This window comes from Bradyrhizobium sp. USDA 4011 (assembly GCF_054063415.1).
On sequence record NZ_JBSSGG010000001.1, the window covers coordinates 765438 to 787743 of the forward strand.

Genomic DNA, 22306 nt, shown 5'->3' on the forward strand with positions numbered 1-22306 from the left:
CTCCCGGAATGTTCTGGTTACACAGCTAGTAACGGGAGCTCTTCGCCGAGATCAAGCTGCGCCGGGCGTATGGGCGTATGCGCGGCATCGGCCGGATCGTTTCCGCGCGGCGGAACGCAGGCCGGCCAAGACGAAGCCCACCGCCGGCCCGATGCCGGTTACTGCCCGGTCATCGCCTCGCGCGCCTTCAGGAGCTTTTCCAGTTCCGCGTTCTGCTGCTCGAGCCGCTCGGCGATGCGCTCCTCGACTTCGGCGCCCGCAGCGCCTGCGGCCTGCTCGATCAGCTGCCTGATATTGTCCCGGAGGATTGCGATGCGGTCGTTCACTTCCGACAGCGACAGCGACGTCTCGATTCCCATGGTCCGTTCTCCCGGTGGCGGGCGCAGGCAGCTTAGCGCGACGGAAGGCGGCGGCCTATCCCCTAACCGCTTTGGTGACCCCAATCCCTACTGTGCATGGGGTTGTTTTCGAAGTTTTCGATTCAACCCGGCCTCATCGCGCTTTGGCCCATGCCCTTGGCCATCATTTCCCGCAAAGCGGTCTTCAGCACCTTGCCGTAATTGTTCTTCGGCAGGGCCTCGAGATAGACGTAGCGCTTGGGCCGCTTGAAGCGGGCAATCGAGGCCAGGCAATGCGCGTCGAGCTTGCCGTCGTCGGGGATGGCACCGTCCGCGAGCACGACGCAGGCGATGACGATCTCGCCCCATTCCGGATCAGGCACGCCGATCACCGAGACCTCGCTGACAGCGGGATGGGTCAGCAGCGCTTCCTCGACCTCGCGGGGATAGATGTTGGTGCCGCCGGAGATGATCACGTCCTTGGAACGGTCCGAAAGCGTCAGGAAGCCGTCGGCATCGAGGCGGCCGACATCGCCGGTGCGCAGCCAGCCGTCCTTCAGCGTCTCTTCATTGGCCTTCGGATTATTCCAGTAGCCGAGCATCACGGTTAAGCCATTGACCTCGATCTCGCCGGTCTCGCCCGCGGGCAGCGGCTTGCCGTCCTTGTCGGTGATGCGCACGGTGACGACGCTCTGGGCGGTACCGACCGAAGCCAGCCGTTCGAGATAGCGCGGATGATCGCTCGCCCGGTGCCAGTCGCGCGACAGCGCCGTGATCGTCATCGGCGACTCGCCCTGGCCGTAGATCTGCACGAAGCGCTGGCCCATCGTCGCCATCGCGTCCAGGATGTCGGCGGTGTACATCGGCCCGCCGCCATAGATGATGGTGCGCAGTCCCTCGCCGTTCTCGCCGCGCCTCTTCGCCGCATCGACCAGGCGGCGCACCATGGTGGGTGCCGCGAACATCACGACATTGTCGAGTTGCCGGCCGAGGTTGAGCACCTCGTCCGGATCGAAGCCGCCGGACTGCGGAACGACGTGGCGGCCGCCCATCCGGACATGCGGAAAATTGTAAAGGCCGGCGCCATGCGAGATCGGCGCGGCGTAGAGCGAGGCGTCGTTCGGCGTCGCCGGATCGACATCGGCGAAATAGCAAAGCGACATCGCAAGCAGATTGCCGTGGCTGAGCATCACGCCCTTGGGTCGGCCTGTGGTGCCTGACGTGTAGAACAGCCAGGCCAGATCATTGCTCTCGCGCGGCAGCGGCGCCGGCGCGCCCTCACCGCTTCGCATCGCCCTGTACGCGTCGCTGTCGACCGACAGCATGGTCATGCCGGCGGGGCAATCGTCATTCGCCTCCGTCAGTGCGCCGATCGTGTCATCGGAGACGAAAGCGAGCTTGGCGCCGCCATTGCCGCAGATCCATGCCGCCTCGCGGCCGTGCAGCTTGGCGTTGATCGGGATCGCCGCGGCGCCGATCCACCAGATGCCATAGAGGCATTCGAGATATTGCGTGCAATTGCCGGCAAATAGCGCGATGCGGTCGCCGGCGGCAATGCCGTGATCGCGCGCCAGCGCCGCCCCGATCGAGGCGGCGCGGCGGGCAAAGGTTGCATAGTCGGCGTCGAGGTCGAAGCCGGTCAGCAGCGCTGGCGCATCGGGACGCGCCCGTGCCGTCGCCGCCAGCCATTCGGCAATGTTCAAGCTACTTCGCCGGCTCGAGGATCGAGACGTAGTTGGCGACCGCGGCGCCGCCCATGTTGAAGATGCCGCCGATCTGCGGGTTCTTGAGCTGCATGCCCTCGGGCGCCTGCCCTGCGAGTTGCATCGCGCTCATCACATGCATGGAAACGCCGGTGGCGCCGATCGGATGGCCCTTGGCCTTGAGGCCGCCGGACGGATTGACCGGCAGCTTGCCGTCCTTCTGGGTCCAGCCTTCCATGATCGCGCGGGCGCCCTGGCCCTTCGGCGTCAGGCCCATCGCTTCATATTCGATCAGTTCGGCCACGGTGAAGCAGTCATGCGTCTCGACGAAGGAGAGATCGGAGAGCTGCAGGCCGGCCCTTTGCAGCGCGCGCTGCCAGGCAGTGGTGCAGCCCTCGAACTGCAGGATGTCGCGCTTGGACATCGGAAGGAAGTCCTGCGCATGCGCGATGGCGCGGATGTTCACCGCCTTGCCCATGGTCTTGGCGGTCTCGGCATCGGTCAGCACCAGCGCGGCGGCGCCGTCGGACACCAGCGAGCAATCGGTACGCTTCAAGGGACCGGCGACGAACGGGTTCTTGTCGCTCTCGGCGCGGCAGAATTCGAAGCCGAAATCCTTGCGCATTTGCGCAAAGGGATTGGCGACACCGTTCTTGTGGTTCTTGGCGGCGATCATCGCCAGCGCATCCGACTGGTCGCCGTATTTCTGGAAATAGGCCTGCGCGATCTTGCCGAATACGCCCGCGAAGCCGCCGACCGTGTCGCCGTCCTCAGGCAGATAGGACGCCTTCAGGAGGTTCTTGCCGATCTCCGGACCCGGCGTCCGCGTCATCTGCTCGACGCCGACGACCAGCACGATCTTCGCAGCTCCGGCTTCGATGGCGCGGATGCCCTGGTGCACGGCGGCCGATCCGGTCGCGCAGGCGTTTTCGACACGCGTGGCGGGCTTGAAGCGCAGCGCCGGATTGGCCTGCAGCACCAGTGACGCCGTAAAGTCCTGCGGCGAGAAGCCGGCGTTGAAGTGGCCGAGCATGATCTCGTCGACGTCGGACGCGGCAATGCCGGCATCGGCGAGCGCCTCGTTGGCGACCTTGACGACGAGGCTCTCGACGGTCTCCGCGTCAAACTTTCCGAATGGCGTGTGCGCCCAACCCACAATGCTGGCTGCTGTCATGGCCGTGTCTCCCTGTGCCTGTTCGGGAGTTATGTAGCGTATCTTCAGGCGGCTTTCAGCGTTTTCATTGCCTTCGCGCACATGGCGGTTATGCCCGCCCAGTTGCCGGCGCGGATATCGGCCGCCGGGCACAGCCAGGAACCGCCGACCGCCAGCACATTGGGCTCGGCGAGCCAGGTCGCCGCATTGGCCTCACCGATACCGCCGGTCGGGCAGACCCTGACGTTCGGGAATGGACCGGCCAAGGCCCGCAGTGCCTTGATACCGCCAGCCTGCTCGGCGGGGAAGAATTTGACGACGTCAAAGCCGTGCGCCAGCGCCTGCATCAGCTCGGAGGCGGTCGCGATCCCCGGCGCGAAAGGCAGCCGGCTGGCAGCGATGGCCTTCAGCAGCTCGGGCGTCGCGCCCGGGCTGATGCCGAATTTGGCGCCGAGCTCCTCGGCGCGCGCCAGATCGTCGGCATTGAGGATGGTGCCGACCCCGACCACCGCATCGGGCACCTCGGCGATGATGGCCTTGGCCGCGTCGACCGCGACCGCCGTACGCAGCGTCACCTCGAGCGTCCGCACGCCGCCCGCGACCAGCGCCTTGGCGAGCGGGACCGCGTCGGCAAGCCGCTCGATGGTCAGCACCGGGATCACGGTGGCCTGGCGGATCAGCTCGGCGATTTGGTCCTGCTTTGAGGTCGTTGTCATTGCGAGGCCTTACGGGATGGTGGGGGACGAGGCGCCTTCTTCGGCGGCATGGCGTAGCGTGGAATGATCGCTCCGGGATAGCACACCACGACACCGGCCAGACGATGGCCGGCGCGCGCCGCCTCCTCAGGTGCGGCGCCGCCGAGCCGCGCGGCAAGATAGGCTGCGGCAAAACTGTCGCCGGCTGCCGTGGTATCGACCACCGGCTTCGGCAGCGGCTCCGCCCTCACCTCGCGCGTTCCGCCGGCAAAGCGCACGATGCAGGCGGGCTCGGCCAGCTTCAGCACGACCTCGGGGCTCGAGATGCCGGCGAGCAATGCCGTGTTGCTCTCGCCGGGATAGAGCGGCGCCAGATCCTCGGTCGAGGCCAGCACGATATCGGCGGTCTCGAATGCGCTGCTGAAGACCTTCCGTGCAAGAGCCAGGTCAGGCCAGCCGCGGGCGCGGAAATTGGTGTCGAACGCGAAGCGCGTGCCCAGCAGCCGCGCGCGCTTCAGCGCCGCCATCAGGCGGTTGCGTCCGTCCTCGCGCAGGATCGAGAGCGTGATCGCCGAGAGATAGACGATGTCGTAAGTCGCGAGCGAGTTCAGGATGTCGTCCGTCTCGGGCAGGTCCATCAGCTCGCGGGCGGCGGCGCTGTCACGCCAGTGGAAGAAGCGCCGCTCGCCTTTGTCGTCGGTCTGGATCAGATAGAGCCCGGGCAGCTTGCCTGCCAATCGCGCGACATGCTTGGTGCCGATGCCTTCGCTCGCCCAGCCCGCGATCATCTCATCGCTCAGCGCATCATCGCCGAGCGCCGTGATGTAATCGCTGTGGACGCCGAGCCGGGACAGATAAACCGCCGTGTTGAGCGTGTCACCGCCATAGGAGCGCGAATACAGCCCTCCGGGCTGGCCGCCCGGAGCCTGACGCAGCTCGATCATGCATTCGCCGATGCTGGCGACCCTGGTCATACCAAGACCCGCGTGCCTGAGCGGAGCTAGGCGGCGAACTTCCCGCCCAGTTCGTCCTCGATGTGGATGCGGATAATGTCGTCGAACGTCTTCTCGGCGGTGGTGAAGCCGAGTTTCAGCGCGCGATCCGTGACGAAATCGCGCGGCCAGCCCGAGACGATGCCGATGATGGTCGGATCGGGCACCCGCTTGATCCGCGCGGTGACATTCTTGCCGGCAACACGCTCCAGCGCTGCAATCTGCTCACCGACGGTGACGGACATCCCGGGCATGCTGAGATTGCGCCGCGGTCCGATCGCGTTGAGATCCATGGTGCCGGCATGGACCAGGAAGCCGACCGCCGATTTCGGCGAGGCGTGCCAGTGCCGCACGTCCTCGGACACCGGCAGCACCGCCTCCTCTCCCGCCAGCGGCTCGCGGATGATGTTGGAGAAGAAGCCGGACGCCGCCTTGTTCGGCTTGCCCGGGCGCACGCAGATGGTCGGCAGGCGGATCGATATCCCGTCGAGCAGTCCCTTGCGGGTGTAGTCGTTGATCAGCAGCTCGCAGATCGACTTCTGCGTGCCGTAGCTCGTCAGCGGCGTATGGAAGAATTCGTCGCCAATCTTCTCCGGGAATGGCGCGCCGAACACCGCGATCGAGGAGGTGAACACCAGCCGCGGCTTGTAGCCGCTGCCGACGGCGCGGATCGCGTCGATCAGATAGCGGGTGCCGTCGAGATTGATCCGGTAGCCCTTGTCGAACTCGGCCTCCGCCTCGCCCGAGACGATCGCGGCGAGATGGAAGATCACGTCCGGGCGCTCAGCGATCAGGGGCGCGGCGGCGCCGGCATCGGCGAAATCGGAAGCGACGACATTGACCGGAATCGAGGCGTTTGCAGGCTTGGCCGGCGCGACCACGTCCTGCAAGGTCATCCTGCTGATGTCCTGCTTGCCGAGGCGGCCCTCGCGCAGCAAACGCTCGGTCAGCTTGCGGCCGACCATGCCGGCGGCGCCCAGAATCAGAATGTGCACGACCCTGCTCCTTTTCTTCTCTTCTTCGAATTCAGCTGCGGGCCTTGCGCGCTTATTCCTTCACGGCACCCGTCATCGCCGAGACATAATGCTCAACGAAGAAGGCGTAAAGAATAACCAGCGGCAGCGAGCCGCATAGCGCCCCTGCCATCAGTGAACCCCAGCGATAGATGTCGCCATCAACGAATTCGTTGACGATGGCGACCGGCACGGTCTTGTTCGGGGTCGATTGCAGGAACGTCAGCGCGTAGATGAACTCGTTCCAGCACAGCGTGAAGCAGAAGATGAAGGCCGAGATCAGGCCGGGAATGGCGAGCGGCAGCACGATCTTGATCAGGATCTGCCAGCGACTGGCACCGTCGATCAGCGCGCACTCCTCGAGCTCGAACGGGATGGTCTTGAAATAGCCCATCAGAAGCCAGGTCGAGAACGGGATCAGGATCGTCGGATAGGTCAGGATCAGCGCCATCGGCGAGTCGAACAGGCCGTACTGGAACACGACGGTGGCGAGCGGAATGAACAGGATCGACGGCGGCACCAGATAGGCCAGGAAGATCAGGCCGCCGACGACGTTGGCGCCCTTGTAGCGCAGCCGCACGATCGCATAGGCCGCGAGCACGCTCGCGATGATCGACAGCACGGTGGCACCAACAGCCACATACATCGTGTTCCAGAGCCAGTGCGGATAGTAGCTCTCGAACAGCAGCTTGTGGATGTGCTTGAAGGTCGGATTCCAGGTCCAGAACGGATTGTACTTGTCGAGGTCGAGCAGTTGGTCGTCCGGCTTGATCGCGGTCAACCCCATCCAATAGAACGGGAACAGCAGGATGATGACGATGATCGACAGCGGAATGTAGAGCGTCACGATCCGCCGCGGCACCGACTGCAAATAGCTCATGCCCTCGCTGTGATCGGCCGTTGGCGTTGAGCCCGACAGTACGGCCTTGAGATCGATGGATCTGGTGGGCAGGTCAGTCATTGCTCTCTCCCTGCTGCCACTTGCGGCGTTGCAACCCGAACCAGGACACCATGATCGCGGCGAGCAGGAACGGGATCATCGCACTCGAGATCGCGGCCCCCTCGCCCAATTGTCCGGCGATGATCGCGCGCTGGTAGGACAGCGTCGCCATCAGATGGGTCGCGTTGACCGGGCCGCCGCGAGTCATCGCCCAGATCAGCTGGAAGTCGGTGAAGGTGAACAGCACCGAGAATGTCATCACGACCGCAATGATCGGCGTCAGCAAGGGATAGGTGATGAAGCGGAACATCTGCCAGCGCGAGGCGCCGTCGAGGGTCGCCGCCTCGTAGAGCGAAGGCTGCACGGTTTGCAGGCCTGCCAGCAGCGTGATCGCGACGAACGGCACGCCGCGCCAGATATTGGCGAAGATCACGCAGATGCGGGCCCAGGTGGTGTCGCCGAGGAAATTGATGTTCTGGGTGATCAGGCCAAGATGCTTCAGCGACCAGGAGATGATCGAGAACTGCGAATCGAAGATCCACCAGAATGCCAGCGCCGACAGCACGGTCGGCACGATGAACGGGATCAGCACGGCGGCACGCAGCAGCGCCTTGAACGGCATGCGCTCGTTGAGCAGCAGCGCGAGATAGAGCCCGACCGCGAATTTCACCGCGCTCGCGACGGAGGTGTAGAGCAGCGTGTTGAACACCGACAGCCAGAAGATGGAATCATCCCACAGCCACTCATAGTTCTCGGTGCCGATGAAATGACCGACGCGGCCGATGCGGGTGTCGGTGAAGGACAGCCAGATCCCGAGGCCCAGCGGATAGGCCAGGAAGAAGATCAGGAATGCCATCGCCGGCACCATGAACCAGAAGCCGAGCCAGTTCTTGTTGTGGCGCAGCTGATCCCAGGTGGTCGCTTCGCGAATTTCGGTCTTCGCGCGTCGCGGCGCAAGGGCGATGTCGGCCATAGGCGATGTCCCGATTGCTCAAATGATTGAGCATGGCTACGCAATATTCCAGTGATGGCATTCCAATGACGGCGCGAGCGGCGGTCCTCCGCCGCCCGCGGCCATCACATCAGCGATAAATGCGCTTCAGCTGCCGCTCGGCTTCCGCCATCGCGGTCTTGCCGTCCTTGGCGCCGGTGCAGTAGTTCGCGAACATATCGACCACGATGAAGTCGGCAATCGCGGTCGCCGCCTTCTCGCCGGGCGTGCCTATGCCGGAGGCCGGCAGCGCGCGCTTCGAGGCCTGACCGAACACCGCATTCTTCGGGTCGGCCGTCCAGACCGGCGCGGTGTCGTAGGCGTTGAGCGTGTGGGTGAGATAGCCCCGCGCGCCCGACAGCCACTTCTCGAAATTCTCCTTCTCCAGCATGAAGGCGATGAACGCCTTCGCCGCATTCGGATATTTGCAGAAGTTGAAGGCGAGGATCGGAACCGCAAGCTGCAGCTCGGTCGGCTTGCCGATCGGACCGACCGGCCACAGCGCGTGGTCGATGTCTTCGGCGAGCTCCTTCTTGCTCGGGTCGTCCTTGGCCGCGACGTAGATCGAGATGCCGTTCGAGGTCAGGTACAATTCGCCGGACAGGAACGCCTTGTTGTTGGAGGAGTCGTTCCAGGATGCGACACCGGGAATGAAGGTCTCCGACAGCGCCTTGGCATATTCCAGCGCCTTCATCGTCTCCGGCGAATTGATGATGACCTTGTCGTCCTTGTCGACGGTCCAGCCGTTGAAGCCCCAGAGGATGTTGTGCACCCAGGCATTGGCGTCGCCGGTGGCGTGGCCGAGCGCGAAGCCAGCCGGGGTGTTGTTCTTCTTCAGCGCCCTGCACAGCTCGAGATAGGCCGGGAAATCGGAGGGCACCTGCTTGAAGCCCGCCTTCTCGACCGCCGATTTGCGATAGGTCAGATAGCCGCCAATGGTGGCCACGGGAATGCCAAGCCAGTCATTGCCCTGCTTGCAAGTCTTGGCCGCAGCATCGGTCCAGCCGCCGTACTTCTTGCCGAGATAATCGGCAACGTCGTTCATCTTGAGGACCTTGGTCGGGAACAGCTGCGGCAGCGTGTGCAGGCCCCAGGCAAGGTCGAGGCCCGAGCCGGTGTTGGCGGCAACCGAGGCCTTCGGCTGCACGTCCTCGAAGGACTCGCTGAACACGTTCATCTCGGTGCCGGTTGCCGACTTGAAGGCGGCGACCATGGCGTTGAATGCGTCGTCTTCGGCCGGCACGAAGCGCTTCCAGCGCATCACGGTCAGCTTGGCGCCGGGCTCCGCCTTCCAGGGCGCGCTCTGCGCCCAGGCCTTGGCGAAGTCAAACAGCGCCGGCCCTGTCAGCATCCCGGTTGCGGCCAGCGCGGTGCCGCCCTGAAGTAGCGAGCGGCGGGTAAAATCGTGCATCGTCCTTCCTCCCAAATGACTGTGTTTTTGTTGTTTTTGATCTGGCCTGTTGGTCGGCCATTCAGATCGATCGGTCCGTCAGCTGTTCAGTCGTTTCCCCGTCGAATCGTCGAACAGGTGGACCAGCGCCGGATCCGGCTTGAGCCGAACCTTGTCGCCCGGGTTGAACTGATGGCGTTCGCGGAAGACGGCGACGACCTGCTCGCCACCGAGCTTGGCAAACACCTGGGTCTCCGAGCCGGTCGGCTCGACCACCACGATCTCGGCCTCGGCGCCGTCATCGGCGATGGTGAAATGCTCGGGCCGCACGCCGTAGACCGCGGGCTTGCCGTCGGAATTGGCCGGCGCCGATTTCAGCGGCAGCTTGACGCCGTTCGGTCCCTCGAAATAGGCGGCACCGTTCACCTTCACATTGCCCTTGAGGAAATTCATCGCGGGCGAACCGATGAAACCGGCCACGAACTGGTTCGCCGGCGCGTCGTAGAGTTCGAGCGGCGAGCCCATCTGCTCGACGATGCCGTCATGCATCACCACGATCTTGTCGGCCATGGTCATGGCCTCGATCTGGTCGTGGGTGACGTAGACGGTCGTGGTCTTCAGCCGCTGGTGCAGTTCCTTGATCTCGGTGCGCATGGCGACGCGCAGCTTGGCGTCGAGGTTCGACAGCGGCTCGTCGAACAGGAACACCTGCGGATCGCGCACGATGGCGCGGCCCATTGCGACGCGCTGGCGCTGGCCGCCCGAGAGTTGACGGGGATAGCGGTCGAGCAGCGGCGTCAGCGCGAGGATTTCCGCGGCGCGCTTGACCCCGCTCGAGATCTCCTCGGGCTTGGCGCCGCGCAGCTTCAGCGAGAAGCCCATATTGTCGGCGACCGTCATGTGCGGGTAGAGCGCGTAGTTCTGGAACACCATTGCAATGTCGCGCTCTTTGGGCTGGACATTGTTGACGACGCGGTCGCCGATCGAAATCGTTCCGGAGGTGATGTTCTCGAGTCCGGCCAGCATGCGCAGCAGGGTCGACTTGCCGCAGCCGGATGGGCCGACCAGAACGACGAACTCGCCGTCCTCGATCGGGATCGACACGCCGTGCAGGACCTCAAAATTGCCGAACGACTTCCGCACGTCGCGAATCTGGACCGACGACATCCACTTCCCTCCCTCAAGTTCCCGACGGCGTACGACGAGTGCCGCCACCGCTCTGTTTTGTTCCGGCCACGCTGGGTGCGCGGCTCTGTTGGACTTGCGTTATTGTCCGCAGTTTATCCGGTTTTGGCAATCGTTCGATTAGCAATCGCTTGGTAGCGCTGTCAATATCGGTTTGTCTGCGACGAACGTCGTGATATGAGCGGCAAATGGCCCGAAAACAGATGACGCCAGGCAAGATCCGGCTCGCCGAAGTCGCGAAGCTTGCCGGCGTCAGTCCGATTACGGCCTCGCGTTTCTTCAGGAATCCGGATGCACTCTCGGCCGGCAAGCGCGCCCGGGTCGAAAGTGCGGCAAAAGAACTCGGTTACGTGCCCAATCTCGCGGCACGCGCGCTTGCGTCGCAGCGCACCGAGGTGATCGGTGTGCTGATCCCGTCGCTGACCAACAACGTGTTCGCCGACGTGCTGCGCGGCATTTATGACGCGCTCGACGGCAGCCGCTACAGCATTCAGCTCGCCAACACCCGCTACAGCATCCTGCAGGAAGAGCGCCTGCTGCGTCTTTTTCTGGCACAGAAGCCGGCCGGGCTGATCATCACCGGCATCAACCAGACCGCCGATTCCCGCCGCATCATGGAAACGGTCGATTGCCCGATCGTGCAAATCATGGAAGTCGGGCCCTCCCCGATCGACATGATGATCGGATTCTCGCATTTTGACGCGGCAAAAGCCGCAATCGCCCACCTGCTCGCGCAGGGCAACCGGCGGATCGGCTTCCTCGGCGCGCGAATGGATCCGCGAGTGCAGCGGCGGCTTGACGGCTATCGCGCCGCGATGACCGAGGCCGGGCTGTTCGATCCGCAGCTCATTGTCACGACGGCGATTCCAACCTCGGTGACATTGGGTGGGACGCTGTTTGCCGACCTGCTCGCCAAGACGCCCGACATCGACGCGGTGTTCTGCGTCAATGACGACCTGGCGCTCGGCGCGCTGTTCGAATGCAAGCGCCGTCACATGGCGGTGCCGCAGCAGATGGCGATCGTCGGCTTCAACGATCTCGAATTCATGGCGTCGAGCGAGCCGACGTTAAGCAGCGTGCGCACCAATCGCTACGAAATGGGCAGAAACGCTGCCATGATGGTGATCGAGACGCTCGAAGGACGCCGACCCGCCGAGCCCATCGTCGATCTCGGCTTCAGTGTCATGGAACGGCAGAGCTCGGCGCGGCGCAGCTGAGATCCGCCCGACACCAGCCCGTCACAACGCAAAAGATGACAAAATGATAGCGCAACCAAGTGCCTTGAACTAAGGTCCAATCCATCCAGTGAAACACCTGTGCGTGATCGTCGAGGTTTGTAATACGCGACGATTTGCGCAAGGTAGAACAACGTTGAACCAGAGCCCTTGAATGGGCCAGAGTTTGCATTGCGGGAGAAACCAATGACAAAACCCCCCACCAACGGGCATAGCGCCGCGGGCGAGACCAAGACGGGCAAGGGCCGCAGGCTCCGCTCTCAGGAATGGTTCGACAACCCACACAATCCGGGCATGACCGCGCTCTATCTTGAGCGCTACCTGAACTACGGCCTGACCCGCGAGGAATTGCAGTCCGGCAAGCCGATCATCGGCATCGCCCAGACCGGCAACGACCTGTCGCCCTGCAACCGGCATCACCTCGAGCTTGCGCACCGCGTCCGCGAGGGCATCCGCGCCGCCGGCGGCATCGCCATGGAGTTTCCGACCCATCCGATCCAGGAGACCGGCAAGCGCCCGACCGCGGCGCTCGACCGCAACCTCGCCTATCTCGGCCTGGTCGAGATCCTGTTCGGCTATCCGCTTGATGGCGTGGTGCTGACCACCGGCTGCGACAAGACCACCCCGGCCTGCATGATGGCGGCTGCGACCGTCAACCTGCCGGCGATCGTGCTGTCGGGCGGCCCGATGCTGAACGGCTGGCACGAAGGACAGCGCACCGGCTCCGGCACGGTGGTGTGGAAAGCGCGCGAGCGCCTCGCCGCCGGCGAGATCGACTATGAGCAGTTCATCGAGATCGTGGCTTCTTCGGCGCCGTCGGTCGGCCATTGCAACACCATGGGCACCGCCTCGACGATGAACTCGCTCGCGGAGGCGCTCGGCTTCTCGCTGCCGGGCTGCGCGGCAATTCCGGCGCCCTATCGCGAGCGCGGCCAGATCGCCTACGAGACCGGAAAACGCATCGTCGACATGGTCTGGGAAGATTTGAAGCCGTCGGACTTCCTGACCCGCGAGGCGTTCGAGAACTGCATCGTCGTCAACTCCGCGATCGGCGGCTCGACCAATGCGCCGATCCACATCAATGCGCTGGCGCGCCATGTCGGCGTCGAGCTGTCGATCGACGACTGGCAGAAATACGGCCATGACGTGCCGCTGCTGGTGAACATGCAGCCGGCCGGCTTCTATCTCGGCGAGGAATATCACCGTGCCGGCGGCGTGCCCTCGGTGGTGCGCGAGCTGATCAAGCACAAGCGCATCCATGAAGGCGCCCTCACCGTCAACGGCCGCACCATGGGCGAGAATTGCAAGGAAGCGCCGAAGCCCGACGGCGATGTGATCTGGGGCTACGACAAGCCGCTGGTGAAGGACGCCGGCTTCCTGGTCTTGCGCGGCAATCTCTTTGATTCCGCGATCATGAAGACCAGCGTGATCTCGAAGGAATTCCGCGACCGCTATCTGTCCAACCCGAAGGACCTCAACGCCTTCGAGGGCCGCGCCATCGTGTTCGAGGGCCCGGAGGACTATCACGCGCGGATCGAGGATCCCGCGCTCGACATCGACGAGCACTGCGTACTGTTCGTTCGCGGCACCGGCCCGATCGGCTATCCCGGCGGCGCCGAGGTCGTGAACATGCAGCCGCCGGCGGCGCTGATCAAACGCGGCATCCTGTCCCTGCCCTGCATCGGCGATGGCCGGCAGTCCGGCACTTCGGGCTCGCCGTCGATCCTCAACGCCTCGCCGGAGGCCGCCGCCGATGGCGGGCTCGCGATCCTCAAGACCGGCGACAAGGTGCGCATCGACCTCAACAAGGGCAGCGCCAACATCATGATCTCGGAGGATGAGCTGCGCACCCGCCGCGCCGAGCTGAAGGCCAAGGGCGGCTTCCCGCACCCGGCCAACCAGACGCCATGGCAGGAGCTCTACCGGCAAACCGTCGGTCAGCACGCGACCGGCGCCTGCCTCGAGCTCGCGACGCGCTACCACGACATCGTCGGCAAGGTCGGCGTGGCGCGCGATAATCACTAGCTCCGCATCGTCATTGCGAGCGCAGCGAAGCAATCCACCTCTCCATCGCGGAAGTTTGGATTGCTTCGTCGCTTCGCTCCTCGCAATGACGGCGGCAGCAAATCCAGTCAGGACTTCGAGGAGACTTCCATGTCAGACAGACTGAAAGGCAAGCGTGCCGTTGTCACCGCCGCGGCGGCGGGCATCGGGCGCGCATGCGCGATCGCATTCGCGCGTGAAGGCGCGACCGTAATCGCCACCGACGTCAACGAGAGCGGAATCGCCGACCTGGGCAAGGACGGCGTCACCGAGACCGCACGGCTCGACGTTCGCAACACCGCCGAGGTCAACGGCTTCGCCAAGCGCGTCGGAAAGATCGACATCCTGCTCAATGCAGCGGGCTTCGTGCACCACGGCACCATCCTGGAGTGCTCCGACGAAGACTTCGACTTCTCGTTCGATCTCAACGTCAAGTCCATGCACCGGACCATCAAGGCGTTTCTGCCGGCGATGCTGGAAGGCGGCGGCGGCAGCATCGTCAACATTTCGTCCTGCGCGGCGTTGCGGCCGCCGGCCAACCGTTATGTCTACAGCGCGTCGAAGGCGGCGGTCTCGCTGCTGACGCGCGCGGTCGCGCTGGACTTCATCACCCAAGGCATCCGCTGCAACGCGATCTGCCCCGGCACCGTTGAGACGCCCTCGATGCTGGAGCGCGCAGCTGCCGCGGGCCCGGACGGACGGGAGAAGTTCGTCGCGCGCCAGAAGATGGGCCGGCTCGGCACCGCCGAGGAGATCGCGGCCATGGCGGTCTATCTTGCAAGCGACGAAGCCGCCTTCACCACCGGCGTCGATATGGTCGTCGACGGCGGCTTCATGCTCTGACTTTCCCGATCAAAGGCATTTGGCATGAACAAGATCGATCTCAACGGCCGCTGCGCCATCGTCACCGGCGGCGCGCAAGGGTTCGGCCGCGCCATCACCGAGCGCTTCGTCGCATCCGGCGCCAAGGTCGCGATCTGGGATTTCGACCAGCCGCTGGCAGAGAAGACCGCCAGGGCGATCGGCGAGAGCGTGATCGCAATCAAGACTGATGTCACCGCTCCCGCCGCGGTCGACGCCGCATGCGATCAGACGCTGCGGGCGTTCGGCAAGATCGACATTCTCGTCAACAACGCCGGCATCACCGGAGCCAACAAGCCGGTATGGGAAACCGATCTTGACGATTGGCGCAGGGTGATGCGCATCAATCTCGAGGCTCCCTTCATCTGCTGCAAAGCGATCGTGCCGACCATGATCGGCCAGAAATACGGCCGCATCGTCAACATCGCCTCGATCGCCGGCAAGGAAGGCAACCCGAACGCCGCGCATTATTCGTCGTCGAAGGCCGGCCTGATCGCGCTCACCAAATCGCTCGGCAAGGAGCTCGCGCAGCACGACATCCTGGTCAACGCGGTGACGCCGGCCGCGGCGAAGACCGCGATCTTCGACCAGATGACGCAAGCGCACATCGACTTCATGCTGTCGAAGATTCCAAAAGCCCGGTTCGTCCAAGTCGAGGAACTCGCTTCGATGGTGGCGTGGCTGGCCTCGGAGGATTGCGCGTTCTCGACCGGCGCCGTGTTCGACATCTCCGGCGGCCGGGCGACGTACTAGGCAGCACCACGCCTCGCGGGCTGTCGAAGTGCCGCGACGAGATGATCTGAAAGCAGTGACGCTGCGCGCGAGAGATTTTGCGCGCGGTGCAGACGGATCTCCGCCCGCGGCAGCCGCGGCATGCCGTCGCGCGCTGTCAGGCGCCGCAGCGCCGGCGGAAAGGTCCCCGACTTCACGACCGTCACCGCAAGGCCCTGCGCCGCGATCGCCTCGACCGCGGACAGGCTGTGGCTGACAAAAGCGAGCCGCCACGGCCGGCTCGCTTTGTCCAGCGCCTGCATCGCCCAGCTCCGGAACAGGCAGCCCTGCGGATAAAGCGCAACCGGCAGCGGATCGAGCTCTTCCACGCGATGCGTGGCGCTGGCGGCCCAAACCGCCTGCTCGGTGCGCAGCAACTCACCCTCGCCGCGCCCCTCGGGGTGCATCGCGATCACGAGGTCATAGGCTTCGCCGAGCCGGTCGGTCATCGACGATGTCAGCCCGGTCTCCATCTCGACATGGATCAGCGGGTAGTTTGCGATGAACTCCTTGAGCAGCGGCGGGACGATCAGCGTGCCGTAATCGTCCATGACGCCAAGGCGCACCCGCCCGCCGGTGCCGTGCGCGCGCACCCGGCCGACCGCCTCCGCATTGAGGCTCAGAATGCGGCGGGCGTAACCGAGCAGCCCCTCGCCGGCCGCGCTCAGATCGACGCTGGACGTGCTGCGGTGAAACAGCTCGGCCCGCAGCCGCTCCTCCAGCCGCTTCACCTGCATGCTGACGGCGGATTGGGTTCGATTCAGCGCTGCGGCGGCACGGGTGAAGGAGCGGTGATCCGCCACCGCGACAAAGGCCTGCAGGAGATCCGGGTCCAGGATTGGCGCGCTCATAACAATCCGTGATTTAGTCGATCAAATTTATTCCATTCACTGATTATCGACCCTTCCCTAGATTGCGCAAGCAAAACAGAGGGGGCGAAGCGGGATGGGCGATATCTGGGGGGTGTTGGCCGCGGTCGCGTCGAGCGCGCTCGGCGGAATCTCGATCGGGGCGACGCGGTTTCTGGTCGGCGCCATAGACCCACTGGCGATCGGCGCCTTCCGCTTCGGCATCGGCGTCCTGCTGCTGCTGCCGCTGGCGCTGTTGCAACGTGGAAGCTGGCCGCCGCGGCGCGACTGGCTTGGTGTCGCCGGCCTCGGCTTCTTGTTCTTTGCGGCGTTTCCGGTCCTGTTCAACGCCTCGCTGATTTTCACCACCGCCGCGCGCGGCGCGCTCGCGCTCTCGACGCTGCCGCTGCTGACCATGCTGGTCGGCGCGGCGCTCGGTGCCGAGCCGCTCACCGCGCGAAAAACCACCGGCGTGCTGGTCACCATCCTGGGCGTCTTGATGGTGCTGCTCTCCGGCCTCGCCACGGCCCCGCCGGGCGCCTGGCGCGGCGATCTGCTGATGGTCGCCGCCGCGCTGTGCATGGCGCTCTACAGCATCTGGTCGAAGCCCTATATCCCGCCGTTCCGGTCCGATCCCCTTCACCACCCTCGCCATGGCCGCCGGGGCCGCAGCTCTCATCACCGCCTCGCTGCTGCGCGGCAGTTTCGCGCCGGTCGCGGATTTTGGCGCGCCGCAATGGTTCGGCGCGACCTATCTCGGCGCGTTCGGCGCAGCGCTCACCTTCTATCTCTGGGCCTTCGCGCTGGAGCGGACCACGCCGACCCGGGTGGCGATCTCCGTCACTGTCAATCCGATCGCCGCCTCGCTGGTCGGCGCGGCCCTGCTCGGCGAGCCGCTGAGCTGGAATCTGATGGCCGGCATCGTCACGGTGTTCGCCGGGATCTGGATCGCGACCACCCAGCCGCAACAGGCACGCGTGGTCGCGCCGGATACACACTGACCCGCGGTCACAGCCCCCCAAAGCCGCCAGCGAATCCGTGCTAGCCTGAGGGTCCGGTCCAAGCGAACCCGAGGCGGCACGCCATTGAACATTTCCCTCTACGACGTCTCCGTCTGGGTGCTGCCGCTGGTGATCGCCATCACGTTCCACGAGGCGGCGCACGGCTTCGTCGCGCACAGGCTCGGCGACGACACCGCCTGGAAGCTCGGCCGCGTCAGCTTCAATCCGCTGAAGCATATCGATCCGTTCGGCACGCTGATCCTGCCCGCGGTGCTGCTGTTCGCGCATTCGCCGTTCCTGTTCGGCTACGCCAAGCCGGTGCCGGTGAACTTCCGCAAGCTCAACCATCCCAAGCTCGACATGGTGTGGGTGGCGCTGGCCGGCCCGGTCACCAACATCATCCTGGCGACCGCGGCGGCGCTGGCATTCCACGCGCTGCCATTGTTTCCCGCAGATGCGGCAAAATGGGCCGCGGATAATCTGAAAAACGCCTTCCTGATCAACATCGTGCTTGCGATCTTCAACATGATGCCAATCCCGCCGCTGGATGGCGGCCGGGTCGCGGTCGGGCTGCTGCCTCGGCCGCTGGCGGTCCCGCTCGCCCGGCTGGAGCCCTACGGCATGCTGATCCTGATCGGGCTGTTGATCCTGCTGCCCGTGTTCGGCAGGCAGATCGGCCTAAATCTTGATGTTATTTCAACGATACTGCGAACTCTGACCGGCTATGTAATCAACGCCCTTCTCCTCATTACCGGAAACACATAGCCTTTGATCTGGCGCATAATCTGACCGGAAATCGATGCCACTTTCCGGATCATGCTCAGGGATGGGAGCGCTTCGAGGCCATGGTGATCAAAGCTGCCGATATGCTGATTGCACGACGCGCCGACACCCGCGCGCGGGCTGACTTTGCGACCTGGAAGATGATGGCCAAGCTGAACGGCGCCTCCGCTTTGCCGCCCGAGGCGCAGAATTTCCTGGCCATCTACAAGAAGCTGCTGGACCAGATGAGCGAGGTCGAGGCCAGCGAGGCGACGATCCAGGAGATGTATCGCACCTACTACGCGGAGATGGGCGGCGCCGGCAAAGCACCCGAGGTTCCGGCACGCTCGCGCGAACCGGCCGCCGACACCGGCAACGTCACCGCATTCCGCCGCCTGCCCGCCACCAAGAAGACGGCCACCTCTGCCCCCAACGCCAAGCGTCCGATGCCGGTGGCGCTGATCTTCGCCTGCCTCGTCGTGGTCTACGTCGCGATCCGCTACTATTGGAGATAGCGCGGTCCGCGCTGCAAGCGATTCCCGCTCTCATCATCGACACGCGGACGCTGCGGCGTCCCGTCGCGCGTCAATGGCCGCTCAATCGCCGCAGCATGGAATATCGCGCGGGATCGATCGGACCTGTGCCCTAGGCGATGCGCCCGATGCCGGGCATAATGAGGAACTCAAGAACAAAAATCATACTGGAGGGAAGATGAAGCGTTCCATTGCAGCCTCGGTCAAGACAGCCCTGGTGATGACCACGAGCCTCGTGTTCGCCGGCAGCGCGTCGGCGCAGACGATGGACAAGGTCGCCAAGGTCGGCGCCCTCGGCGATCAGTCCGGTCTCTATCAGGACATCGGCGGTCCCGGCTCGACGGTGGCGGCGCAGATGGCGATCCAGGATTCCGGGCTGCTGGCGAAGGGCTGGAAGATCGACCTGATCTCGGCCGATCACCAGAACAAGCCCGACGTCGCGGTCAACATCGGCAAGCAGTGGATCGATGTCGAGAAGGTCGACGTGTTCGTCGATCTGGCGGCCTCCAATGTCGGGCTCGCGATCGCCAACCTCGCCAAGGAGAAGAACGTCGTCAACCTCAACTCGGGCTCCGCCTCGTCCGACCTCACGGGCGCGCAGTGCTCACCGAACACGGTGCACTGGGTCTACGACACCTACATGCTCGCCAATGGCACCGGCAAGGCGCTGGTGAAATCCGGCGGCGACAGCTGGTTCTTCCTCACCGCGGACTATGCGTTCGGTCAGGCGCTCGAGCGAGACACCTCAGCGGTCGTCACCGCGAATGGCGGCAAGGTGCTCGGCAGCGTCAAGCACCCGCTCAACAATGCGGACTTCTCGTCCTTCCTGCTGCAGGCGCAAAGCTCGAAAGCCAAGATCGTCGGTCTTGCCAATGCCGGCGGCGACACCACCAACGCAATCAAGCAGGCCGCCGAATTCGGTATCGTCTCGGGCGGCCAGAGGCTTGCGGGCATGCTGCTGTTCATTACCGACATCAACGCGCTCGGCCTCAACGTCGCGCAGGGCCTGAACTTCACCGAGACATTCTACTGGGACATGAACGATCAAACCCGCGCCTTCACCAAGCGCTTCATGGAGCGCTTCAAGAAGAACCCACCGACCATGGTACAGGCCGGCGTCTATTCCTCGCTGATCCATTACTTCAAGGCATTGGAAGCGCTCGGCGGCAATCCGCATGACGGCCGCGCCGTCGTCGCCAAGATGAAGGAGCTGCCGACCGACGATCCGCTGTTCGGCAAAGGGGCCATCCGGATCGATGGCCGCAAGATCCACCCCGCCTATCTGTTCGAGGTGAAGAAGCCGTCGGAGTCAAAGTATCCGTGGGACTACTACAAGCTGGTGGCGACCATCCCCGCGGATGAAGCCTTCCTGCCGCTCGAGAAGAGCGCCTGCCCGCTGGTGAAGAAGAGCTGAGCCGCCGTCATTCCGGGCCTCGCGACACGAGCGCCCGGAATCGGCTGGCAGCACATTCGACAGCAAAATTGATTCCGGGCTCGCGACTTCGTCGCGCGCCGGGATGACGCCGGCTCGGCTCGCTACGACTTCGGCTTGTTGAATGTGACGGGCAGAGTGAAGGAGAACTGGTCCTCGGTCAGTCCGGCCGGCGGCGCCGGCACCGGATCGGAACGATGGACCATCGAGATCGCGGCGTCGTCGAACGCGGCGTCTCCCGACGTTTCCATCACGGCAACGGACAAGACCTTGCCGAGACGATTGAGCACCAGGGCAAGCTTCACCTTGCCCTCCTTGGCTTTGCCGTTCTGCGGGAATTTCTTGTGCAGGTCGAGATAGGCGCTGATCTTCTTGCCCCATTTGGCCGTCAGCGCGAGCTTGTCCTTGCCGATCCCGGGATTGGGCGCTTTCGTGGTCTCCGACTGACGCGCGTCCTCCAGCTTGGTTGGCGCCGCCGCTTCTGAAGCCTGCTGCGCTTCCTGCGCGTTGGTCTCGACCTTGGCGACCTTGGCCTCGTCCTCCTTCTGCTTCTTGGCGGTGTCCTCCGTCACGATGCGATCGGGGTCGTCGGCCTCCATCGGCTTGGCCTGTGGCAGGTCGGTGTCCTTCACCTCCGCCTTCTGCTGCGCCATCTCCTGCACGGCCTGCTGTTCGTCGGCCGGCGCGCCGGGCGGTGCAGCATCATCGGGCACGTCAGGAGAGGCGAGCTCGACAGCGTATTCTGCACCGGCGGCACCGAGCCCCTCGTCACCGTCGTCGCCGCGCAAATTCGTCAGCGCCAGCGCCGCGCCGCCCAGATGCAGCCCGACCGCCGTCACCGCGGCGATCATCCAGAGCCGCTTCGACGTCCGCAGGTCAAGGTCAGGGTTGGTGGACATCGCTGTTCGCCGTCAGGGTTTGGCCGGATCGGCCTGCGCCGCCGCGGGCGCTCCAGGCAGGCCCTCGAGCGCAACCAGCTTGACATGCGTGTAGCCGCCGGCGCGCAAGAGTTCCATCACGCCCATCAGTTCGCCATAGGGCACCATGCGATCGGCCCGCAGGAACACGTATTTGTCCCGGCTCATGTCAGGCACAGCATCGAGCGAGTTGACCAGGTCGGCCCGCTTCACCGCGTTCTCGCCGATTGCCAGCGTCAGGTCGGGCTTGATGCTGACATAGGTCGGCTTGTCCGGCTTCTTCTGCGGCGTCGCGCTGGAGGTCGGCAGATCGATCGGCAAATCGACGGTCGAGAGCGGCGCCGCCACCATGAAGATGATCAGCAGCACCAGCATCACGTCGATGAACGGCGTGACGTTGATCTCGTGGGATTCCGCGAAATCCTCGTCGCCATCGTTCTCGGAGATCGAGACTGCCATCGCCTACTCCGCCGCCGTGGCCCGCGGATGCGCGGTGTGCGGAACGTCGCCATGGGTCCGATCGAGATCGCGCGACAGGAGCCGTCCCGCAGCGCCCGAGGCCCGGTTGACCAGTTCGAGATAGACCTTCGTGACGCGCGAGAAATGGTTGTAGATGATGACCGCGGGGATCGCCGCGACGAGGCCGATCGCGGTTGCGAGCAGCGCTTCCGCGATGCCCGGCGCCACCACGGCAAGGTTCGTCGTCTGCGACTTCGAAATGCCGATGAAGCTGTTCATGATGCCCCAGACGGTGCCAAACAGGCCGACGAAGGGCGACGTCGCGCCGATGCTCGCGAGCAGGCCCATGCCGACGCGGATCTTGCGGGCTTCGGCGCGCACGATCTCGGCAAAGCTGGACGCGGCGCGCTCCTTGATGCCGGCATCGCTGGAGATGCCCGCCGACAGTCGTCCCTCGCGCATCGCGGCCGCAATGAAGGAGGACAGCACGCTGCCCTTGGCGCCGAGTGCGAACTGCGCTTCCGCCAGCGACCGCGATTCAGCGATCCTGGCGAGCGCGCCGCGCAGCTTGCTCTGCGCCACGGTCAGCTCGACCATCTTGGCGATGAACACGGTCCAGGTCACCAGCGAGGCGAAGGCGAGACCGAGCATCACCGCCTTCACGATGATGTCGGCGTTCAGGAACATGTTCCACGGCGACAATTCGTGCAGGCCGGTGCTGGTCGACTTCAGCACCTTGCCGTCGCCGTTCGCGGGCGCGGCCGGCGACGCATCGAGCGCCGTCAGTGCCGGAGCGACAGGTGCCGGCGCGGTCTGGGCCTGCGCCGCTGCTGGCGACGGCTGGGCCACCGGCGCGGTCTGGGCAGTCGCAGCAGGAGCGGCAGCCGGCGGCTGGGCCACGGGTGCGGACTGGGCCCGGGTTACGGGCGCGGGCTGCGCGGCAGGCGCCGTTTGCTGCTGCGCCGAAGACGGCGCAGCCAGCATCAGCATCGCCAGCGAGGCGATCAGGGCGGACGCAGCGGGGAACTTGAATGTCATCATCAG

At 64.7% G+C, this 22306-nt stretch carries 21 protein-coding genes and 1 pseudogene; 8 read left to right on the plus strand and 14 right to left on the minus strand.

What is annotated here, in order from left to right:
• Positions 1-158: 158 nt before the first annotated feature.
• From ACVW1C_RS03865 to ACVW1C_RS03910, 10 genes are all read right to left on the minus strand, one after another.
• The gene (locus tag ACVW1C_RS03865; RefSeq protein ID WP_024582174.1) at positions 159-359 is read right to left on the minus strand and encodes a hypothetical protein; all 201 of its coding nucleotides are present in this window, start codon (positions 357-359) and stop codon (positions 159-161) included.
• 122 nt (positions 360-481) lie between these two features.
• A complete protein-coding gene (locus ACVW1C_RS03870; protein ID WP_456757251.1) occupies positions 482-2041 on the minus strand; it encodes a class I adenylate-forming enzyme family protein in 1560 nt (519 codons plus the stop codon).
• Between the two features lies 1 nt (position 2042).
• A complete protein-coding gene (locus tag ACVW1C_RS03875; protein WP_456757252.1) occupies positions 2043-3215 on the minus strand; it encodes an acetyl-CoA acetyltransferase in 1173 nt (390 codons plus the stop codon).
• Between the two features lie 44 nt (positions 3216-3259).
• Positions 3260-3910 carry a bifunctional 4-hydroxy-2-oxoglutarate aldolase/2-dehydro-3-deoxy-phosphogluconate aldolase gene (gene eda, locus ACVW1C_RS03880; protein WP_456757253.1) on the minus strand — a complete coding sequence of 217 codons (651 nt, stop codon included), beginning with the start codon at positions 3908-3910 and terminating at the stop codon, positions 3260-3262.
• Positions 3907-4863 carry a sugar kinase gene (locus ACVW1C_RS03885; protein WP_456757254.1) on the minus strand — a complete coding sequence of 319 codons (957 nt, stop codon included), beginning with the start codon at positions 4861-4863 and terminating at the stop codon, positions 3907-3909. Before ACVW1C_RS03885 ends, eda begins: the two co-directional genes overlap by 4 nt.
• 26 nt (positions 4864-4889) lie before the next feature.
• Positions 4890-5876: a D-erythronate dehydrogenase gene (gene denD, locus ACVW1C_RS03890; RefSeq protein WP_456757255.1), complete on the minus strand. Its 987-nt coding sequence runs from the start codon at positions 5874-5876 to the stop codon at positions 4890-4892.
• 52 nt (positions 5877-5928) lie between these two features.
• Complete coding sequence (locus ACVW1C_RS03895; protein WP_456757256.1) at positions 5929-6855, minus strand: carbohydrate ABC transporter permease; 927 nt, start codon at positions 6853-6855, stop codon at positions 5929-5931.
• Positions 6848-7807, minus strand: a complete 960-nt coding sequence (locus ACVW1C_RS03900) for a carbohydrate ABC transporter permease (RefSeq protein ID WP_176531930.1) — start codon at positions 7805-7807, stop codon at positions 6848-6850. The genes ACVW1C_RS03895 and ACVW1C_RS03900 overlap by 8 nt, the downstream gene beginning before the upstream one ends.
• Before the next feature lie 109 nt (positions 7808-7916).
• On the minus strand, positions 7917-9236 hold the full coding sequence (locus ACVW1C_RS03905; protein WP_456757257.1) for an ABC transporter substrate-binding protein: 1320 nt from the start codon (positions 9234-9236) through the stop codon (positions 7917-7919).
• A 78-nt stretch (positions 9237-9314) separates the two neighbouring features.
• Complete coding sequence (locus ACVW1C_RS03910) at positions 9315-10382, minus strand: ABC transporter ATP-binding protein (protein ID WP_456757258.1); 1068 nt, start codon at positions 10380-10382, stop codon at positions 9315-9317.
• Positions 10383-10588: 206 nt separating this feature from the next.
• On the opposite strand from ACVW1C_RS03910, the gene gntR reads away from it, so the two are divergent.
• From gntR to ACVW1C_RS03930, 4 genes are all read left to right on the plus strand, one after another.
• Positions 10589-11617, plus strand: coding sequence for an HTH-type transcriptional regulator GntR (gene gntR / locus ACVW1C_RS03915; RefSeq protein ID WP_207837352.1), 1029 nt, complete (start codon positions 10589-10591; stop codon positions 11615-11617).
• A gap of 204 nt (positions 11618-11821) precedes the next feature.
• Positions 11822-13660: an IlvD/Edd family dehydratase gene (locus ACVW1C_RS03920; RefSeq protein WP_456757259.1), complete on the plus strand. Its 1839-nt coding sequence runs from the start codon at positions 11822-11824 to the stop codon at positions 13658-13660.
• 129 nt (positions 13661-13789) lie between these two features.
• The gene (locus ACVW1C_RS03925; RefSeq protein ID WP_456757260.1) at positions 13790-14521 is read left to right on the plus strand and encodes an SDR family oxidoreductase; all 732 of its coding nucleotides are present in this window, start codon (positions 13790-13792) and stop codon (positions 14519-14521) included.
• A 24-nt stretch (positions 14522-14545) separates the two neighbouring features.
• Positions 14546-15292, plus strand: a complete 747-nt coding sequence (locus tag ACVW1C_RS03930) for an SDR family NAD(P)-dependent oxidoreductase (RefSeq protein ID WP_456757261.1) — start codon at positions 14546-14548, stop codon at positions 15290-15292.
• Here the strand turns inward: ACVW1C_RS03930 and ACVW1C_RS03935 are convergent.
• Entirely contained in the window at positions 15289-16161 is an 873-nt protein-coding gene (locus ACVW1C_RS03935; RefSeq protein WP_456757262.1) for a LysR substrate-binding domain-containing protein, read from the minus strand. The two genes, ACVW1C_RS03930 and ACVW1C_RS03935, sit on opposite strands and share 4 nt — an antisense overlap.
• Before the next feature lie 94 nt (positions 16162-16255).
• On the opposite strand from ACVW1C_RS03935, the pseudogene ACVW1C_RS03940 reads away from it, so the two are divergent.
• From ACVW1C_RS03940 to ACVW1C_RS03955, 4 genes and pseudogenes are all read left to right on the plus strand, one after another.
• Positions 16256-17159 (plus strand): annotated as a pseudogene (locus ACVW1C_RS03940) (DMT family transporter).
• A gap of 84 nt (positions 17160-17243) precedes the next feature.
• The gene (locus ACVW1C_RS03945) at positions 17244-17924 is read left to right on the plus strand and encodes a site-2 protease family protein (RefSeq protein WP_456757263.1); all 681 of its coding nucleotides are present in this window, start codon (positions 17244-17246) and stop codon (positions 17922-17924) included.
• A 101-nt stretch (positions 17925-18025) separates the two neighbouring features.
• Positions 18026-18436 (plus strand): hypothetical protein, encoded by a 411-nt coding sequence (locus ACVW1C_RS03950; RefSeq protein WP_456762990.1) that lies wholly within the window; start codon positions 18026-18028, stop codon positions 18434-18436.
• Positions 18437-18632: 196 nt separating this feature from the next.
• A complete protein-coding gene (locus ACVW1C_RS03955) occupies positions 18633-19868 on the plus strand; it encodes an ABC transporter substrate-binding protein (RefSeq protein WP_456757264.1) in 1236 nt (411 codons plus the stop codon).
• Positions 19869-19990: 122 nt separating this feature from the next.
• Here ACVW1C_RS03955 and ACVW1C_RS03960 read toward each other — a convergent pair whose 3' ends face one another.
• The 3 genes from ACVW1C_RS03960 to exbB are packed head-to-tail and all read right to left on the minus strand — an operon-like array spanning position 19991 to position 22303.
• Entirely contained in the window at positions 19991-20785 is a 795-nt protein-coding gene (locus ACVW1C_RS03960) for an energy transducer TonB family protein (protein WP_456757265.1), read from the minus strand.
• A gap of 12 nt (positions 20786-20797) precedes the next feature.
• On the minus strand, positions 20798-21262 hold the full coding sequence (gene exbD, locus ACVW1C_RS03965) for a TonB system transport protein ExbD (protein ID WP_456757266.1): 465 nt from the start codon (positions 21260-21262) through the stop codon (positions 20798-20800).
• A gap of 3 nt (positions 21263-21265) precedes the next feature.
• Complete coding sequence (exbB, locus tag ACVW1C_RS03970) at positions 21266-22303, minus strand: tonB-system energizer ExbB (RefSeq protein ID WP_456757267.1); 1038 nt, start codon at positions 22301-22303, stop codon at positions 21266-21268.
• Positions 22304-22306 lie beyond the last annotated feature (3 nt).

Bases quoted from the DNA above. Each gene is read 5' to 3' on its own strand.
- ACVW1C_RS03925 (WP_456757260.1), top strand. From the start codon at position 13,790: ATGTCAGACAGACTGAAAGGCAAGCGTGCCGTTGTCACCGCCGCGGCG.
- ACVW1C_RS03875 (WP_456757252.1), bottom strand. From the start codon at position 3,215: ATGACAGCAGCCAGCATTGTGGGTTGGGCGCACACGCCATTCGGAAAG.
- ACVW1C_RS03885 (WP_456757254.1), bottom strand. From the start codon at position 4,863: ATGACCAGGGTCGCCAGCATCGGCGAATGCATGATCGAGCTGCGTCAG.
- ACVW1C_RS03935 (WP_456757262.1), bottom strand. From the start codon at position 16,161: ATGAGCGCGCCAATCCTGGACCCGGATCTCCTGCAGGCCTTTGTCGCG.
- ACVW1C_RS03905 (WP_456757257.1), bottom strand. From the start codon at position 9,236: ATGCACGATTTTACCCGCCGCTCGCTACTTCAGGGCGGCACCGCGCTG.
- ACVW1C_RS03960 (WP_456757265.1), bottom strand. From the start codon at position 20,785: ATGTCCACCAACCCTGACCTTGACCTGCGGACGTCGAAGCGGCTCTGG.
- exbB (WP_456757267.1), bottom strand. From the start codon at position 22,303: ATGATGACATTCAAGTTCCCCGCTGCGTCCGCCCTGATCGCCTCGCTG.
- ACVW1C_RS03930 (WP_456757261.1), top strand. From the start codon at position 14,546: ATGAACAAGATCGATCTCAACGGCCGCTGCGCCATCGTCACCGGCGGC.
- ACVW1C_RS03900 (WP_176531930.1), bottom strand. From the start codon at position 7,807: ATGGCCGACATCGCCCTTGCGCCGCGACGCGCGAAGACCGAAATTCGC.
- exbD (WP_456757266.1), bottom strand. From the start codon at position 21,262: ATGGCAGTCTCGATCTCCGAGAACGATGGCGACGAGGATTTCGCGGAA.
- ACVW1C_RS03950 (WP_456762990.1), top strand. From the start codon at position 18,026: ATGCTGATTGCACGACGCGCCGACACCCGCGCGCGGGCTGACTTTGCG.
- ACVW1C_RS03865 (WP_024582174.1), bottom strand. From the start codon at position 359: ATGGGAATCGAGACGTCGCTGTCGCTGTCGGAAGTGAACGACCGCATC.
- ACVW1C_RS03920 (WP_456757259.1), top strand. From the start codon at position 11,822: ATGACAAAACCCCCCACCAACGGGCATAGCGCCGCGGGCGAGACCAAG.
- eda (WP_456757253.1), bottom strand. From the start codon at position 3,910: ATGACAACGACCTCAAAGCAGGACCAAATCGCCGAGCTGATCCGCCAG.
- ACVW1C_RS03895 (WP_456757256.1), bottom strand. From the start codon at position 6,855: ATGACTGACCTGCCCACCAGATCCATCGATCTCAAGGCCGTACTGTCG.
- ACVW1C_RS03955 (WP_456757264.1), top strand. From the start codon at position 18,633: ATGAAGCGTTCCATTGCAGCCTCGGTCAAGACAGCCCTGGTGATGACC.
- ACVW1C_RS03910 (WP_456757258.1), bottom strand. From the start codon at position 10,382: ATGTCGTCGGTCCAGATTCGCGACGTGCGGAAGTCGTTCGGCAATTTT.
- gntR (WP_207837352.1), top strand. From the start codon at position 10,589: ATGGCCCGAAAACAGATGACGCCAGGCAAGATCCGGCTCGCCGAAGTC.